Source organism: Myroides sp. LJL115, assembly GCF_054871665.1.
Genome location: NZ_JBTXLS010000037.1, coordinates 13,085 through 31,380 on the forward strand (window position 1 = coordinate 13,085; position 18,296 = coordinate 31,380).

Annotated in this window: 13 protein-coding genes; 6 read left to right on the forward strand and 7 right to left on the reverse strand. The window is 31.5% G+C overall.

The window, feature by feature from the left end; genetic code table 11:
- Positions 1-9: 9 nt before the first annotated feature.
- Together sufB and ACYSNX_RS09670 are read right to left on the reverse strand one after the other, a co-directional pair.
- Positions 10-1,458 carry a Fe-S cluster assembly protein SufB gene (sufB, locus tag ACYSNX_RS09665; RefSeq protein WP_461754474.1) on the reverse strand — a complete coding sequence of 483 codons (1,449 nt, stop codon included), beginning with the start codon at positions 1,456-1,458 and terminating at the stop codon, positions 10-12.
- A 107-nt stretch (positions 1,459-1,565) separates the two neighbouring features.
- Complete coding sequence (locus ACYSNX_RS09670) at positions 1,566-1,895, reverse strand: HesB/IscA family protein (protein WP_461754475.1); 330 nt, start codon at positions 1,893-1,895, stop codon at positions 1,566-1,568.
- A 415-nt stretch (positions 1,896-2,310) separates the two neighbouring features.
- On the opposite strand from ACYSNX_RS09670, the gene ACYSNX_RS09675 reads away from it, so the two are divergent.
- The 5 genes from ACYSNX_RS09675 to ACYSNX_RS09695 all read left to right on the forward strand — a co-directional run bounded on the left by ACYSNX_RS09675 (position 2,311) and on the right by ACYSNX_RS09695 (position 8,180).
- Positions 2,311-3,171, forward strand: coding sequence for an MBL fold metallo-hydrolase (locus ACYSNX_RS09675; RefSeq protein WP_461754476.1), 861 nt, complete (start codon positions 2,311-2,313; stop codon positions 3,169-3,171).
- Between the two features lie 75 nt (positions 3,172-3,246).
- On the forward strand, positions 3,247-4,875 hold the full coding sequence (locus ACYSNX_RS09680) for a S8 family peptidase (RefSeq protein ID WP_461754477.1): 1,629 nt from the start codon (positions 3,247-3,249) through the stop codon (positions 4,873-4,875).
- A gap of 66 nt (positions 4,876-4,941) precedes the next feature.
- On the forward strand, positions 4,942-6,837 hold the full coding sequence (locus tag ACYSNX_RS09685; RefSeq protein WP_461754478.1) for a M1 family metallopeptidase: 1,896 nt from the start codon (positions 4,942-4,944) through the stop codon (positions 6,835-6,837).
- Between the two features lie 64 nt (positions 6,838-6,901).
- On the forward strand, positions 6,902-7,300 hold the full coding sequence (gene rnpA / locus ACYSNX_RS09690) for a ribonuclease P protein component (protein ID WP_461754479.1): 399 nt from the start codon (positions 6,902-6,904) through the stop codon (positions 7,298-7,300).
- Between the two features lie 82 nt (positions 7,301-7,382).
- On the forward strand, positions 7,383-8,180 hold the full coding sequence (locus tag ACYSNX_RS09695; RefSeq protein WP_461754480.1) for a tyrosine-protein phosphatase: 798 nt from the start codon (positions 7,383-7,385) through the stop codon (positions 8,178-8,180).
- Positions 8,181-8,245: 65 nt separating this feature from the next.
- On the opposite strand, the gene ACYSNX_RS09700 is transcribed toward ACYSNX_RS09695, so the two are convergent.
- A complete protein-coding gene (locus ACYSNX_RS09700; protein WP_461754481.1) occupies positions 8,246-9,751 on the reverse strand; it encodes a lytic transglycosylase domain-containing protein in 1,506 nt (501 codons plus the stop codon).
- Between the two features lie 63 nt (positions 9,752-9,814).
- Complete coding sequence (locus ACYSNX_RS09705) at positions 9,815-11,005, reverse strand: phosphoglycerate kinase (RefSeq protein WP_461754482.1); 1,191 nt, start codon at positions 11,003-11,005, stop codon at positions 9,815-9,817.
- Between the two features lie 303 nt (positions 11,006-11,308).
- Between ACYSNX_RS09705 and ACYSNX_RS09710 the strand changes: the two genes are divergently transcribed.
- The gene (locus tag ACYSNX_RS09710) at positions 11,309-12,451 is read left to right on the forward strand and encodes a DNA polymerase III subunit (protein WP_461754483.1); all 1,143 of its coding nucleotides are present in this window, start codon (positions 11,309-11,311) and stop codon (positions 12,449-12,451) included.
- 50 nt (positions 12,452-12,501) lie between these two features.
- Here the strand turns inward: ACYSNX_RS09710 and ACYSNX_RS09715 are convergent, their stop codons facing one another.
- The 3 genes from ACYSNX_RS09715 to ACYSNX_RS09725 form a co-directional block, all read right to left on the reverse strand.
- The gene (locus tag ACYSNX_RS09715) at positions 12,502-14,778 is read right to left on the reverse strand and encodes a helix-turn-helix domain-containing protein (RefSeq protein ID WP_461754484.1); all 2,277 of its coding nucleotides are present in this window, start codon (positions 14,776-14,778) and stop codon (positions 12,502-12,504) included.
- 245 nt (positions 14,779-15,023) lie between these two features.
- Complete coding sequence (locus tag ACYSNX_RS09720; RefSeq protein WP_461754485.1) at positions 15,024-15,587, reverse strand: OmpH/Skp family outer membrane protein; 564 nt, start codon at positions 15,585-15,587, stop codon at positions 15,024-15,026.
- Between the two features lie 243 nt (positions 15,588-15,830).
- Positions 15,831-16,691, reverse strand: a complete 861-nt coding sequence (locus tag ACYSNX_RS09725) for a class I SAM-dependent methyltransferase (RefSeq protein ID WP_461754486.1) — start codon at positions 16,689-16,691, stop codon at positions 15,831-15,833.
- Positions 16,692-18,296 lie beyond the last annotated feature (1,605 nt).

The following is an 18,296-nucleotide window of genomic DNA, read 5'->3' on the forward strand; positions in this document are numbered from 1 at the left end:
TGAGTTGGCTTATCCAACACTTCCTTCTAAAGAAATTTCTAATAACTTTTGTGCTTCAACAGCAAACTCCATTGGTAATTTATTTAATACTTCTTTAGAGAATCCATTTACAATTAAAGCAATTGCTTTCTCTGTAGAAATTCCTCTTTGATTACAGTAAAAAATTTGATCTTCACCAATTTTGCTAGTTGTTGCCTCATGCTCAATTTGACCTGTTGCATTTTTTGAGTCAATGTAAGGGAATGTATGCGCTCCACATTCATTACCCATTAAAAGAGAGTCACATTGAGAGAAGTTTCTAGCATTCTCCGCTCTTGGTCCAATAGACACAAGTCCTCTATAACTATTTTGTGACTTTCCTGCAGAAATCCCCTTAGAGATAATAGTACTTTTAGTATTCTTACCTAAGTGAATCATTTTAGTACCTGTATCTGCTTGCTGGAAATTATTTGTAACTGCAATAGAGTAAAACTCTCCAATTGAATTATCTCCCTTAAGAATACAAGATGGATATTTCCATGTTACAGCAGAACCTGTTTCTACTTGTGTCCAAGAAATTTTTGCATTTTTCTCACAAATACCTCTCTTAGTAACAAAGTTGAAAACTCCACCAGTACCGTTAGAATCACCAGGGAACCAGTTTTGTACTGTAGAATATTTAATCTCAGCATCATCCAAAGCAATTAACTCAACAACTGCAGCGTGTAATTGGTTTTCATCACGAGAAGGTGCAGTACATCCTTCTAAATAAGAAACATAACTACCTTCATCTGCAATAACTAAAGTACGCTCAAATTGACCTGTACCTGCTTGGTTAATACGGAAATAAGTAGATAATTCCATTGGACATTTAACTCCCTTTGGAATATAACAGAATGATCCATCAGAGAATACTGCAGAGTTTAATGCAGCATAAAAGTTATCTGTTTGAGGAACAACTGTACCTAAATATTTTTTCACTAATTCTGGATGAGTCTGGATAGCTTCTGAAATAGAACAGAAAATAATTCCTTTTTCAGCAAGAGTATCTCTAAAAGTTGTAGCAACAGAAACCGAGTCAATTACAATATCCATTGCAACTCCTGCTAATCTCTTTTGCTCTTCTAAAGAAATCCCCAATTTATTAAAAGTATCGATTAATTCAGGATCAACCTCATCAATACTATTATACTTATCCTTTTTCATTGGAGCTGAATAATAAGAAATAGCTTGAAAATCTGGTTTAGTGTAGTTCACATTTGCCCATTCCGGCTCTGTCATACCTTGCCAAACTTTAAAAGCCTCTAAGCGCCATTGCGTCATCCACTCTGGCTCCTCTTTCTTCTTAGAAATAGCTCTAATAATATCCTCATTCAAACCTACAGGAAATGTCTCAGACTCTATATCTGTATAGAATCCATACTCATATTCCTTAGTTTCTAATTCTTTCTTTAAATCTTCTTCTGTATACTTGCTCATATTTTAATACTTAAAAGCAATCTTTTGTAATTGTGCCCTTAGTTAAACTATTTAATTACTTTGTAATAGAACAAGAGTGTGAGTTTGTTCCATTTTTCTTGTTGTTATTATAATGAAAAACTTTCGCCACAACCACAAGTTCTACTTGCGTTGGGATTATCAAAGTAAAAACCTTTTCCATTTAGTCCTCCAGAATAATCCAAAGTTGTACCTACTAAATATAAAAAGCTTTTCTTGTCTACAACGATCTTAACTCCGTTGTCTTCAAAAACCTTGTCGTTTTCGTTTGTCTCTTTATCAAATTTTAATTGATAAGAAAGTCCAGAACAACCACCACTGGTTACTCCGACACGTACATAATCTTCTGTTGGATTAAAACCTTCATCTTCCATAAGAAGTGCTACGCGTTTTCTAGCTAAATCTGAAACTTTTATCATACGTTGTTTTATCTAGATTAATTCTAAAAATCTATATGCAAAGGTATTATAAAAAAATGGTTTCTGGTAGTAACTAACATATTTATAACGATTGGAACTTTTAATACTATTATCATTAATTTCTATCGTAAGAAGCTTGCAATAATCAATAATTTTTGTTTAATACACTAGATTAAGTATTTATTCTCTAGTGACTTATATAACTAATAATAAGTTAATTTTAGTGTTTTTCTACTTATTACTGCTTTTGTACTAGTGTATAATTTAGCTACTAAAAACAGATAAATCAATGTATTTAGTCTAATGGATAAAAAATAAGGTCTTGTTGAGTTTTTTTTTTTGAACTACCTGATTTATATTGGACTACTTGTATTAATTGTTTATTTTGCGATACAAAACTATAAAACACCAATTTATGAAACTATATAGCGTTGAGAGTGGAAATTTTAAACTAGACGGAGGAGCAATGTTTGGCGTTGTCCCAAAAAGCATATGGAACAAAACAAACCCTGCAGATAACAATAACTTAATTGATTTAGGAGCCCGTTTATTATTGATCGAAGATGGAAATAAACTTACTCTAATCGATACTGGAATGGGAAACAAACAGTCAGAGAAATTCTTTGGTTATTACAGTCTATGGGGAGATCATACTTTGGAAAAATCACTAAAAGCACATGGTTTTAGTACAGATGATATTACAGATGTTTTTTTAACTCACTTACATTTTGATCATGTTGGAGGCGCAGTAAATCACAACGCTAGTAGAACAGGCTATGAAAATGCATTTAAGAATGCAAAATATTGGACCAATAAATCCCATTGGGATTGGGCAACAAAACCAAATGCAAGAGAAAAAGCTTCTTTTTTATCTGAAAACATTTTACCTATCCAAGAAAGTGGAGCTTTACACTTTATCGAGCGACCAGAATTAGAACTACTTGAAAATTCAGAATTAGGCTTCGATATATTTTTTGCTGATGGACATACAGAAAAACAAATGATTCCTATTATTAAGTACAAGGATAAAACCATTGCTTATACAGCAGATCTACTTCCTACAACTGGCCATATTCCACTTCCATATGTTATGGGATATGATACAAGACCACTTTTAACCCTAGGAGAGAAACAAAAGTTCTTACAATTAGCTGCACAAAATAATTGGTATTTATTTTTGGAACACGATGCCCATAATGAAATTATAACAGTACAGGACACCGAGAAAGGAGTAAGACTAAAAGACGTTTATAAAGCCACGGATATACTAATATAATGTTAAGTTTTATAAAAGGAGTCCGTATTTCCATTTTTTAAAACACTTTTACAAGACAAATTAAAACTAACTATAATGAGACTGATTAAACCAATCTATCTTTCGGCTACCCTTGCTCTAGCATTAGCTAGCTGTGGTACCACAAAACAAGCAACTTCTGTATCCCCAATCGCAGATTTTGGAACTTTAACGAAGAGAAACACTAAGTTAAGCGAAACTGACTTTAATCGTTGGAGTCATTTAGATATTCAAGCCGATTCTGTTCCTGGAATGTCAGTGGATAAGGCCTATAATCTTCTGTTACAAAATAAACCTCTACCAAGCAAAATAGTTGTTGCTGTAATTGATTCAGGAATTGAAATTGATCATGATGATTTAAAAGATCAAATTTGGATCAATACAAAAGAGATCGCTTCTAATAATAAAGATGACGATAATAATGGTTTTGTTGATGATATTCATGGATGGAACTTCTTAGGAGATGCAGTACATGAAAATGTTGAATTAACTCGTATAGTTAAACGAGGAGATGATGGATCTGAACAATACAAAAAGGCATTAGAAGAATATAATACAGAAAGAAATAAGGCATTAGAAGTAAAAGTTAGAGCACAAATGCTTCAACGTGCAAATTTACGCCTTGCAAAATACTTTGACAATCCGGATTATACTTTAGAACAAGTGGAAGCAATTCCTGCCAGTGTTTCAGAAGATATTACTCACGCGAAAGAGTTAATTGAAAAAGTGCTTAAAGATGGAAGATCTTTAAAATGGGTTGCTAATTACGAAAGTAGTGTAGATGGTAAATTAAACCACCATTTTAATAAAGATTTTGATGGTCGCGCTATCATTGGAGATGATCCAGCTGATATAAACGATAGATTCTATGGTAATAATAATGTTATCGGTCCTGAGAGATCAGAGGCAGCGCACGGAACTCACGTTGCGGGAATCATTGCTCAAAGCCGTCATAATGACTTAGGTGGAGATGGTGTTGCTTCTGATGTTACAGAAATAATGGCCATTAGAGCAGTTCCAGATGGAGACGAATATGATAAAGATATTGCTTTAGCAATTCGTTATGCTGCAGACAATGGAGCAAAAGTAATCAATGGTAGTTTTGGTAAATACTACGAGCAAAATAGCCAATGGGTACGTGATGCAATTGTTTATGCACAAGAAAAAGATGTTCTAATTGTTGTTGCTGCTGGAAATGATGGAAAAGATCTAAACATACCTGGAGGAGTTGATCGATTCCCTAATGACAATGTTGCTATGGGTCCTGAAGTAGCAGACAACTTCCTAGTAGTTGGTGCTTTAAGCCCTGAATTAGGAGAAAAGATGGTAGCTAGTTTTTCCAATTATGGACATTATGATGTGGATGTATTTGCCCCTGGTGTTCAAATATATGCAACTGTTCCATTTAATACCTATGATAAGTTTTCAGGAACTTCTATGGCTTCGCCTAACACAGCTGGTGTAGCTGCATTAATTCGCGCATACTACCCTGAATTTACAGCATCTCAAGTAAAGAAAATTTTAAAAGATTCTGGAGTAAAAATAGACATGGATGTAATTGTAGGAGGAAAAAAAGAGGTGAGAAACTTTAAAACAATTTCTACTTCTGGTTCTATAGTAAATGCATACAATGCACTATTGTTAGCTGATAAATTAGCTGAAAATAAAGTTTTATTTAAAAATTAAATAAACAAACATTAGCTAGTATATCCTTAAATGGCTGTACTAGCTATGTTTTATAAACTATTTATTATGAAAAAAATATTACTATCCTTAAGTATATCTATTGTAAGTTTTGTAGTTGCTCAAGGTCAAAACAATCCTAATCCTGGATATTGGCAGCAACATGTAGATTATAAAATGGATGTCAAAGTAGATGTTAAGAAATTTACTTACACAGGAAATCAAACGTTAGTTTACACCAACAACTCGAATGATACTTTAAACAAGGTGTTTTTCCATTTGTACTATAATGCTTTCCAACCAAATAGTGACATGGACGCTTTATTATCAAGTATCGCTGATCCAGACTCTAGAATGGTAGATACTAAAACCCAAAGAGGAAGAACAATTAAAGAGAGTAGAATTACTAAGTTAAAACCGGATGAAATTGGTTTTTTAAAAATTAATAATCTAAAACAAAATGGAACACCACTACAAAGTAAAGTAGTTGGAACTATTTTGGAAGTATTCTTACAACACCCAATACTACCACATTCTAGTACAGAATTTACTTTAGACTTCGAAGGTCAAGCACCCAAAATGATTAGAAGATCTGGAAGAGAATCAAAAGAAGGAGTAGCTTTATCTATGGCTCAATGGTTCCCTAAAATGGCAGAATATGACTTTGAGGGGTGGCATGTAGAACAATATTTAGGAAGAGAATTCCATAGTGTTTGGGGAGATTTTGATGTAAAAATCACTATCGATAAGAACTATACATTAGGAGGAACAGGAGTTTTAGTAAACAATAATGAAATTGGCCACGGATACCAAGATAACCCGTCAGAACCAGTACCTACAACAAAAGATAAAAACTTAACATGGCATTTTAAAGCTCAAAATGTTTTGGATTTTACTTGGGCTGCTGATAATAATTACATTCATGATATTTATCCTGGTCCTAATGGAGTTAAGCTTCATTTCTTATATAAGAATGAAGCTGACATTATTGAAAATTGGAAAAAACTACAGCCAATTACAGCTGATTTAATGACTTTTTTCAATAACAATGTAGGTTTATATCCTTATCCTCAATATTCTGTAATTCAAGGAGGAGATGGAGGAATGGAGTACTCTATGTGTACTTTAATTACAGGAGGAAGAAATCTTTCTAGTTTAATTGGAGTTACTGCTCACGAACTTGCTCATAGTTGGTTCCAACATGCTTTAGCTACCAATGAAACCAAACATGAGTGGATGGATGAAGGGTTTACTTCTTTTATTTCAGATTTAGCAATGGTAGAAATCTTACAGCAAGATCAGCAAGAAGATACTAATCCATTTGGATCTACTTACAAAAGCTATTACAACTTAGTTTCTAAAGGTATGCAAGAGCCTTTATCGACACATTCAGATCACTACCTGACAAATCGTGCTTATTCTACATCTGCATACAGTAGAGGATCTATCTTTTTGACACAACTTTCTTATATCATAGGTTGGGACAATATGATGGCTACACTTCAAAAATTTTATAAAGACTATAAATTTACTCACCCAACTCCAAATGACTTTAAGCGCACTGCTGAAAAAGTTTCTGGGGCCAACTTAGACTGGTATATGATTGATTATACTTTAACTAACAATACGGTTGATTATGCTATTCAATTTGTAGAAGAGTTGCAAAAAGGTCAATCTTTGGTAACACTAGAAAGAATTGGAAGAGCTGGAATGCCTTTAGATATATTAGTTACTTATACGGATGGATCGATGGAAACTTTCTATATACCTTACTCTTCAATGTTTTGGAATAAGCCAAACCAATATGTAGAATTAGAAAGAACAATTCTAGAACCATGGGGATGGGCTCAACCACAATATAAGTTTGTAATTAATAAACCGAAAAGTAGTATTAAATCTATTATGATTGATCCAAGCCAATTCATGGCCGATGTAAATCAAGAAAACAATATTTATCAAAATTAAAAAAAGCCACGTACGTGGCTTTTTTTAATATTTATTGTTTTGTTTTTCTAACTTTGCATCTATTATGGAAAACACAAGTTTTAACTACCCTAAGCAAGAAAAACTTAAGAGTCACCACGTTATTGACTCTTTATTTATAGATGGAAAAACAGTTAGTAAGTATCCACTTAGGATCGTTTATGTACCTGCACAGAACAAAGAGAATTTACCTCTAAAGGTTGGCGTATCTGTTTCTAAACGTTATTTCAAGAAGGCAGTAGACAGAAATTACTTCAAAAGGTTGTTGCGCGAAGCATATCGCTTAAATAAACATTTACTTATTAAGGATTTGGACCAACCCTATGCAATGATGCTTTTTTATCAATCCAAAGACAGATTGACTTTTGAGCAAATCAATGACAAAATGGTAAAGCTTTTTGAAAAATTCGCTATTCAAATAAAGCAAAACAACACTAATAAATAAAATTTATCAGTAAAACACCCGTATCTTAGCTAAAATATTCGTATTTTAACATGGTTATTCTTTTCTAAAATTTGATGTTACTATGATAAAACAAGATTTTGCTTCTGATACTTTACAAATAGAAGATACAACAACTAATTTTCTATTAGAAAGCCAACCAAATTTTAGGGATTTAGGTGGGTATGTAAATCAAAAGAACAAGAAAATAAAAACGGGACTTATCTTTCGTTCTGGTCAATTAGACAATCTTACCTCCAAAGATATTCAAACCTTAAATGACATAAATCTACATACGAATGTAGATTTTAGAAGTGAGCAAGAAATAGCAAATAAAAAGAATGAGCTGCCTATTAGTATAACTGAAGTAGTAGAATTATGCATCAATCCAGGTAACCTATCTTTTGATAACCTTCAACAGATCATCTCACAAGGCAATGCAAAGGCCGCAGATCAATTTTTAATGAGTATCAACCAACAACTCGTTTTAGATAATCAAGCTCAATACAGAGCTTTTTTTGAGCTTTTACAGTATGACCATAGTATGCCTATGGTTTTTAATTGTACAGCTGGAAAAGATAGGACAGGGTTTGCTGCTGCTTTGTTTTTAAGTGCTATGGATGTCAATAGAGAGTTAATCTATAATGATTATCTACAAACTAATAAAAGAGTACAGACTACTATAAAAAGTATTATAGAAGAACATAATTTAAAACAGCCTGATCAAATTCAAACTATTATTAATTTAATGAGTGTGAAGAAAGGTTATCTTCAGTGTGCTTTTGATACTATTACCCAACATTATACTAGTATAGAAAACTACCTGCATACTATCCTAAATGTGGATATAGCTTTATTACAAAGAAAATACTTAGAAGATTAAGTAGAACTAGATTTATAAATGTTAAAAGGGTATACTGGACTTTATTCCAATATACCCTTTTACTTTTATATAGCATTTATGCGTAATTTCATTCCCGGTTGTAAAGCGTCAGAATCCATCATATTATTCCATGACCTTAGCTTTGCAATAGTAACTCCACTAAATTTCTTACTAATAGAATATAAGGAATCTCCCTTCTTTACAGTATAAAATGAATTACCAGTAGGTTGGGCAATTACAGACTTTCCTACCACTAACTTTTTACCAGGATAAATAAGATTACTTTTTAAATTATTCATGGTCTTTAACTGTGCCACACTTATACCATATTTTTTTGCAATTACACCAACGCTTTCACCCTTACGAATCGTATGGTATTTAGAATTCACACTAGAAGTTGTAGCCATATTACTAGCCATCTCATAATTTGGCTGTTCTTTTTGTGATTCTACAAGTGCTAAATAATCGTATATTTTATCTTCATTACTCGTTAATATGCCTATTTTATCTATTGGTAAACGAATGAAGTGTTTTTGCCCTTCTATATATGGTATAGTTTTTAACTTATAAGTAGGGTTTAAAAATTCAATTTCATTTTGTGGTATATCTAAAATAGAGGATAACTGTTCAAAATTAATTACTTTCTTTAAAGAAACCGTATCGGTTTGCACTAATGAATAAAAAGTTGAATTGCTAGCAGATAATCCATGTTCTTTAGCATACTCAAAAATATACATTGTTGCATAAAATGCTGGTAAATAGTTTTGAGTTTCCCTAGGCAAATTAGGTCGTATATTCCAATAATTCTTTTGCCCTTGGGAGCGGCGAATAGCTTTTGCTACATTTCCCGGCCCAGCATTATAAGAAGCAAGTACTAAGTCCCAATCCCCAAACATATTATGTAAATCAGATAAGAACTGCGCAGCAGCAATAGAGGATTTAACAGGATCACTTCTTTCATCAACAAATGAATTAACCTCTAAATTGTATTGTTTACCTGTGGCATACATAAACTGCCAAAGACCTGTGGCACCTACTCTACTTCTTGCTTCTGGGTTTAAAGCAGATTCTACAATAGCTAAGTATTTAACTTCTAATGGAACATTATATTGAGCTAATTTTTCCTCAAATAAAGGAAAATAATACTCAGATAATCCTAATAATCTTTCAAAAGAACGCTTTCTATTTTTTAGAAAAGATTTAATTACTTTTTCTAAAACAGGGTTGTATTCAATAGTAAAAGGCGTCTTCTGATTCATTGCCTCTAACCTTTGCTTTAAAACCTCTGTAGTTAACTCTTCGTATACCACATCGGAATGATCAAAATCAGCTTGTGAAAGTTCTTGTTCCATTTCCAAAAAAAGATCTTGGTTTAATATTTCATTTAGCCAAGTTCTTTCAATAGCAGCTCCTGCAATGTGTTCCACAAAAGTTTGTTTAATAGAATCTAAATAAACTTCAGAATCCATTGTTATTTTATTTTGAATTTCTCCTTGTTGATCATTACTTTGTGCCGATACAAGTACCGAGCAAAAGCTCATAAACGACAAAATGAGTCCTTTGTAGTTCATACTAGCATGTATTAAAAAAAGATGCTCTAGTATAAAACTATAGCATCTTTTATATTGTAATTATTAATTTTCGATTGCTGCTATTCCAGGTAAAATTCTACCTTCTAACATCTCTAACATAGCTCCACCACCAGTTGATACATAGCTCATTTTATTTGCTAAGTCAAACTGTTTTACTGCTGCAACTGAATCCCCTCCTCCTACTAAAGAGAAAGCCCCATTTTTAGTAGATTCAGCAATAAATTCACCTAATGTAATAGTACCATTAGCAAATTTTTCCATCTCAAAAACTCCTAAAGGTCCGTTCCAAAGAATAATTTTAGAATCCATGATAACAGTCTTTAAAGCTTCTAATGTTTTAGGACCAACATCTAATCCCATCCATCCATTTGGAATATCGTTAGCATCAACTATTTTAATATTTGCATCCGCAGAAAAAGCATCCGCAGCAATAATATCAATTGGTAAATGTACTTGTACATTTTTCTCCTTAGCTTTTTGCAGAATATCTAACGCTAATTCTAATTTATCATCTTCTACCAATGAATTACCAATATTACCACCTAAGGCTTTGATAAAAGTAAAAGTCATTCCTCCACCAATAATCATATGATCAATCTTATCAAGGATATTCTCGATAATAGTGATTTTTGAAGATACTTTAGACCCTCCTAAAACTGCAGTAACAGGCTTAGAAGTACTGTTTAAAACTTTATTTAAACTCTCTATTTCTTTAGCCAATAAATAACCATAGCATTTAGCATCATTAAAAAACTGAGCTACAACAGTTGTTGAAGCATGTGCTCTATGTGCAGTTCCAAAAGCATCATTTACATAGAAATCTGCTAAATCTGCTAATTGCTTTGCAAAATCTGTATCTCCTTTTTCTTCCTCTGCATAAAAGCGTAGATTTTCTAATAAGATAATATCCCCTGCTTTAGCATTTTTAATTGCATCTTGTGCCTTATCTCCAATACAATCTTCTACAAATGTTACTGGTTTACCTAAGATTTCTTCTGTTTTAGAAACAATTTGCTTTAAAGAATACTTTGGATTAACTTCTCCTTTAGGACGTCCTAAATGAGACATTAAAATAGCTATTCCACCGTCTTTAGTGATTTTCTCGATTGTCGCTTTAGCAGCTTCAATTCTATTAGTATCAGTAACATTACCATTGTCATCTAAAGGAACGTTGAAATCAACACGAACAAGAACCTTCTTATCTTTGAAATTAAAATTATCTACTGTTTTCATTGCTTAAAATATTCTGCTTTTATATTAATGCTTACAAATATAATTATTTTTATTCACCAAACACTCCACAAAGCTAATACTCAATTGTTTTGCAATTTTATTTTACCTGTTTTTTAGTTAAATAACAAGAAAAACAGTATACATATAACCTATTTTACAACTATAAAATAAAACCAAAACAAGCAATTAAAAACTTATTACATATTTTAAGTAAAAATTAGGTTCTCTCTGGTCAAAATAAATAAACATTCAGCACTAAAAGATTTATTTACAATCCACGAGGATTTACTTTATATTTGCTTTATGGAATTTTCACATATAATTGGTCAAGATCACATAAAGAATGCATTAATGCAAAACGCACAAGTAGGTAGAATTCCTCATGCTCAACTTTTCATTGGGCCTGATGGAAGTGGAACCTTACCTATGGCTATTGCTTATGCAAAATATGTATTGTGTAATTCAAAATTAGACCCAGCAACTTTTGATGCATGTAGCCTAAAAGTGGATAATCTTTCACATCCTGATTTACATTTTATATATCCAGTAAGTACAACGGATATGATTAAGAAGAATCCTACATCCGATCTGTTTTTATCTAAATGGATTACCTTTTTAGATAAAACGCCTTATGGAAATTTATTTGATTGGTATACTCATATGGATATACAAAATAAACAAGGCCAAATAGGTGTAGATGAAGCAATTCAAATTTCAAAAAAACTAGCATTAAAATCCTATGAAGGTGGATATAAGATTTGCATCATTTGGATGGCAGATAAATTAAATATCGAAGCTTCTAATAAATTACTAAAGCTACTAGAAGAACCTCCTGCTAAAACACTGTTTATTCTAATTGCTGAAAACCAAAAAAATATCCTTCCTACCATTTTATCAAGATGTCAAATTGTAAATTTTAATAGCCTTGGTCAAAAAGACATTGAACAAGCTTTAATACAAAAACATAATTGTCCCCAAAATCAGGCCTTAATGCTATCACATCAGGCTCAAGGAAATTATAATAAAGCTTTAAAACTTTTATTAAGTCAAGATAGTGTGGAACCTTTTGAAAAATGGTTTGTTCAATGGGTTAGAGCAGCCTTTAGAGCAAAAGGAAATGCTGCTGTAATCCAAGATTTAATTCTATGGAGTGAGCAGCTATCAAGTTTGGGAAGAGAACAACAAAAACAATTTTTAGAATTTTGTATTGAGTTATTCAGACAAGCTTTATTATTAAATTACCAAACACCCAACTTAGTATACTATCAAACTACGGTGGACAATTTCAAACTAGAAAAATTTGCTCCCTTTGTTAACGGGTCCAATATAATCTCTATTTATGATGAGTTATCTCAGGCTATCTACCATATAGAGAGAAATGGTAGTTCAAGAATGATATTTACAGATTTATCTATAAAACTAACTAGACTAATGCATAAAAAGTAGTTAGAAATAACTTGATTTATAACTACTTTTTATTGTCAAAATATCTTTACCTAGGCTTTAATAGAGCTTTGATATAGTCTTAATTCTTCCCAAGAAAATTCATCTTTAACTTGAGCTTTAATCTCTGTTAAACTCATTTCTTGTCTGGAAGCAAACACCTTGGCTAATGCCTCTAGTTTCTCAGGGCTAAGGACTTCTTTTATATCTATTTTTTCATCCTTTATCAACTTTGCAATATGCGAGTTAATAGTAGTTGTAGTTAACTTTCTTATTTCCGCGATTTCTTCAATATTTTTACCAGCTTTATAATAGTCGAAGGTTATAGTTACGGTTGGCTTTTTCTTCTGCTTAGGTTCGCTTTTACTAGAGCTATATAAAGATAAATCATCTTCATCGGAAGGATCTAAGTCTAAATGAGTACTACGAATTAAAGAGGCGATGTTTACTAAATGATTCATTTTATAAGAAGCAACATCTTCACTCTGTAAGGTATCTTTACAAACTTTTTGCCCGCTGTCGATAATCTCTAGCATCTTCAAAGCTTTTTTCATTTTTAAAACCCTTGCTAATAAGTCATCTTCTAAAACGACTAATTCATCAAAAAAAGTTTTTAAATTTCTCTTTCCTTTTACTTGAGCAATGGTAAAAAGTAATTCGAAAACTAAATGGTCCATCGTAGGGAAAAAGTATTCATAAGCTTTCTGTACCCTTTGTTTAGTATACTCAAATCGAAAGGGTTCGCTGTTAAATAGAGCATGTAATTGCATGACAAACTTATTAGAATGTACAAGCATCGTATCAATTGTTACAATAGCCTTATCTGCCCAAGACTTATAAGCACTTTTAGGACTTTTTTGGGTTTCAGAAAAATAAGTATTAGCATGTGTATGCCATAAATGCGATAAACTGTTCCAAGAAAAAGCATCCTTTAAAAACCCTTCTAAAAATTCTTTCGCATGAAGAGACAATTCACTTTCTAATTGCTCGTTTGTTGCCTTATTACCAGCAAACATCATAACATCCATATCATTTGTCAGTCCATTCATTTGGATGGCTGAAAGTAGTACTAAACCTTTTAAACTACGTAATCTAGATAATGCTACATAAGCTTGGCCAGGTAAAAATACTCTTGAAACATCTAACACAGCCTTATCAAAGGTTAATCCTTGGCTTTTATGTACTGTAATAGCCCAAGCTAATTTAATAGGATATTGGGTAAAAGTTCCTAATATCTCTTCCTTGATTTCCTTAGTATTTTCACAAACCGAATATTTAATATTTTCCCATTCGTATTTCTCTACTTCAATACTAAGATTCTCTTCAGGAAAATGAACGATAATTTGATCTTTTGTCAAAGACTTTATCACGCCCATTTTTCCATTATAAAAACTCTTTTCTACAGAGATATCATTCTTAATAAAAATTACCTGTGCTCCTACTTTTAGAGATAAAACAGTATCTAAAGGATAAATCTTTTCAGGAAAATCCCCTACTATTTCAGGTGTATAAGAGAACAGTTTTTCATCTAAGGATTCTAAAGCTTGTTCATTGATAGAATCTGCCTTAGCATTATGTGTACTTAAAGTAATATAACCTGGATTCTTCATTACATCAAAATCAGGCTTTATATAAGTATTGAGAGTCTGTAAATCTCCTTGGGTTACAGTGTTATTTCTAAGATTATTTAAAATTGATATAAAAACTTGGTCACTTTGTCGATATATGGTTTCTAACTCGATATATAAAGGTAAGTTAGATCGTAATACCTCAGAATGAAAGAAGTGAACACCATCGTAATAACGCTTTAGAATTTCCCATTCCTCATTCTTAACCACAGGAGGCAACTGTAATAAATCACCAATAAATAAAACTTGAACACCTCCAAAAGCTTGTTTATTTTTACGTATAGATTGAAGCATAAAGTCCATTGCATCTAATACGTCACAACGCAACATACTTACTTCATCTATCACTAATAAATCCATATTTCTAAATAAAGAACGTCGAGCATTATTCATACGCATATGCTTCTTTAAAGAAATTCTGTTTTCAATCTTTATACGATCGTCAAACATAGGGGGATTAACAACATCTGGAATAAAGGTTCCAAATGGAAGATGAAAAAATGAATGGATAGTTACCCCTCCTGCATTTAGAGCAGCAATACCAGTGGGCGCCACAATAACAGCATTTTTATGGGAGGTTTTGATAATCTCTTTTAAAAGAGTTGTCTTTCCAGTTCCAGCTTTACCCGTAAGGAAAATATTACGATTTGTTTGATTTACGAAATCTAAAACATATTGTGCTTCTTCAGAGAAAGTAGTCATTGTAAAAGTTTTTAGCAAAGTACAACAAAAAAATCCACAACTATAATACTTTATCCATTTATAGATTAACAAAAAAAGAGCTGTCTCACAATTGAAGATAGCCCTTTTTTGTTTAATAAATATTGTATTTTAATTAGTATAATTTAATTATTTGATCCAAACTATAAACTATACCTAATAAATTCCTTCTAAATGACAACGAAGTAACCTTTATGAGATAGTACCTTTACTTATATATGGTATTATTACTTTGTTGTTTCTGTACCTTCTTCTACAGGAGTCGCTCCCTTGTAGTTTGCATTTAACTCCTTAACGATAATATCTGTAATGTTATATTGTTCTTTAGCAAAAAGAACTGTAGAAGCTTCCTCGGTATTAAATACGTAATCCAAATTATTTGTTTTAGCGTATTCAGCGATATGGTTTTTAACTTTAGTTATAACCTCTTCCATTGCTTGTCCGCTTTCTTGTTGTAAAGATTGCATTAAAGATTGTTGCTTATACTGTAACTCTTGCTCTTTTTGTTGAAGCTCATTTGCTTTACTTTGTGCCCAAGCTTGTCCTTTTGAAGCAGCATTTTTTTGAAAATCTTGCACTTCTTTTTGGAATGCTTCAATTTCAGTTTCTAAAGCTTTTCCTTTCTCTTCAGACTTTGCTTTAAAATCAGCTTCAATATTCTTTACTTCGTTATATTCTTTTAATAGAATAGTTGAATCTACATAAGCAGTTTTAAACTCGCTTGTAGCACTAGGATTATTACAAGCTACAAACATTGCAGCTAAACCTAACATTAAAATACCTTTTTTCATTTCCGTTTTATTTAGTACGTAAAAATAGTAAAAGTTTTAGACGAAAGTTAAAAAAAGTTATCTATCAAAAAAATCTATGATTATAAAATAAAAAATAATTAAAAGCTATTATTAATAACCTTTTTTAAAGCCTTTTAATGCATTATCTAAAAAACGCCATAATAACTTTCCGATGTAGATGTAATAACTAAACAGGAGCCTTTAAAATCGATTTCAACCTTGAAAATATGAAACTATAGAAGATTAATCCCCTTTCTCTAGTTTTTCAAATATATAAGTGATAGAAGAGTAATTTAATGTTTGCTTAGCTTTTACATTTGATTTTAAGCCAATGCAAAATGCTTTCCACCAATTCTTCTTTCCCGTTTTATATTCCTCAGAAAGTAGACTTACATAAAAACTATCAAAAACTAACGGATAAAGACCTTGAATTGAAAAATGATATTTCTCAAATAAATTAATTATTGAAGATCTAGAAAAATGCCATAAGTGACGAGGCACATCATAAGCTGCCCAAAAATGTTTATAGTATTGCGCATCATAAGATTCGTGATTCGGTACAGCTATTAAAATTATTCCATCTTTTTTTAAAAGTCTACGGAGTTCTTTGATTTGAAAATCTAAATCAGCAACATGCTCTAGAACATGCCACATGGTAATAACATCGAAAGAAGCATCTTTTAACTCACTACTATGTTCTACTAATTCCAGGCCTTTTTGTTTAGCTAAATTCTTTGCTTGATCGCTAGGTTCTAATCCAGTAGTTTGCCAACCATTTTTTTTAGCATGAAGTAGAAACTCTCCTGTACCACAACCTATATCTAAAATACTTTTTGCTTGTGGACGTAAACTTTGAATGAATTGAAGTTTGCGTTGAATTGCATTTTTTTTGACTACTTGATAAATGCGATTAAATAATCCACGTGAATTATCGGAATGAGAAATGTAGTTTTCACTTTGGTAGTATCTGTGTATTTCCTCCACTTTTGGCTGAGGAATTGTTTTTAAAATATTTAACTCTTTATCTAAATAGATACTGAATTTTTCTTTAGATATACTATAATCCTCTACATCTAAAAACTTCTTATCATCCAATTTATTCATTTTGTTACTTTAAAAGAAAAACAAATATAACGAAGTAAAACAAATAGTACATCCTCCATTGCGAGAGAGTCCTAATTTATTTTGATACCCTAACTTAATATTACATCCAATAAAATATTACTAGAATAAATAGTTCTCTTAATAATATCTTACTTTCTATAACTTCACAAAAGAATCTATTCTATATAAACCTAGAACAAGGTCTATTATTTTGGATGTAGAATAACTCCCAGAAATTATAAAAAACTAATGATATAATTTATATCTAAAAGATAAATAGGATTCTTTGAGGTATCTAGATATGGACTAAAATACTACCTACACATCTATTCATTCATAATTCAAAGTATCGAATAGAACAGAATAGAATAACAAATAAGCTCCTTTAAAGAAGCAAGATATAAATTAAAATATAACCAATGGATCTATTGCATCATAACTCAAACTGTAGAATAGAATAAAAAAGAAGCTGCTTTAAAGAACCCGGATATAGATTGAAATACTACCAACACATCTATTGATTCATAACTCTAACCATAGGATAAAAAAACAAAAGGAGTACTTCAATGGTACAGGAGATAGACTAAAATACTACCAACACATCTATTGATTCATAACTCGAACAATAGGATAAAAAACAAACAGAGTACTTCAATGGTACAGGAGATAGATTAAAATACTACCAACACATCTATTGATTCATAACTCGAACATTCCCTTAAAACAGCCTAAATGGTTCTATAAATATTTTAAAAGAGCATTAGGCCAATACCTAAAGATGAGCTTTTTTACTAAAGAAAGAAAATGTAGATAGGCACTTTTAGGTAAGTAAATATACTACATAATAATACCAGCGAATTAGTGTAATTACAATTCGAATAAAATATAAAGAATAAAAAACAGGCTTATAGGACAAGAAAATATAAGTATCAATAAACCTTTAGAACAAGCCTTCTTACAACTAGACTTAAAGTATATCTTGGTAATTTACATCTTAGCTGATTGGCTAGAAAGACAAATATGGTTTAGTAAATAGGTTTACTTATTGGAATAAACTCGAATAAATTCTATCCGTTTTAAAACTACAAATAAGGCTATCCTCCCTACCCTTAAACAAAAATACAACCTACTAAATAAGATTTTTTGAGAGTAAAATTTTGATACTTAGAAGAAGGAAAACTGGCCAAAGTTCATCTATAATTGCAATAAGCTAAATATTTTGAGACTTGATATCCTAACTAAGTAATATAGATTTTTAAGATACACCTAGATCATAATACTAAAAAACCTTCATACAATTCACTAAAAAAAGTATACAAAATAAACTTATAACCCCTTATTGATTACTTCAGATTAGAAAGTAAAAGCATTCCCTCCCCTACATTCTGACAGCAAAAAAAAAATAAAATCATAGTTACTTTAAACCCGAGTATATCCATTCCTGAAAATAATATAAGAAAGATCTCTATTTAAAACATAATCGAGTAGGAGGCTGAAGATTATTTCTTCAGCCGACCTCTCACACCACCTGGCATACGGATCCGTACCAAGGCGGTTCTTAACTTTACGATACTTTTAAGTAGATGTCATGTATAGAAGTATAGC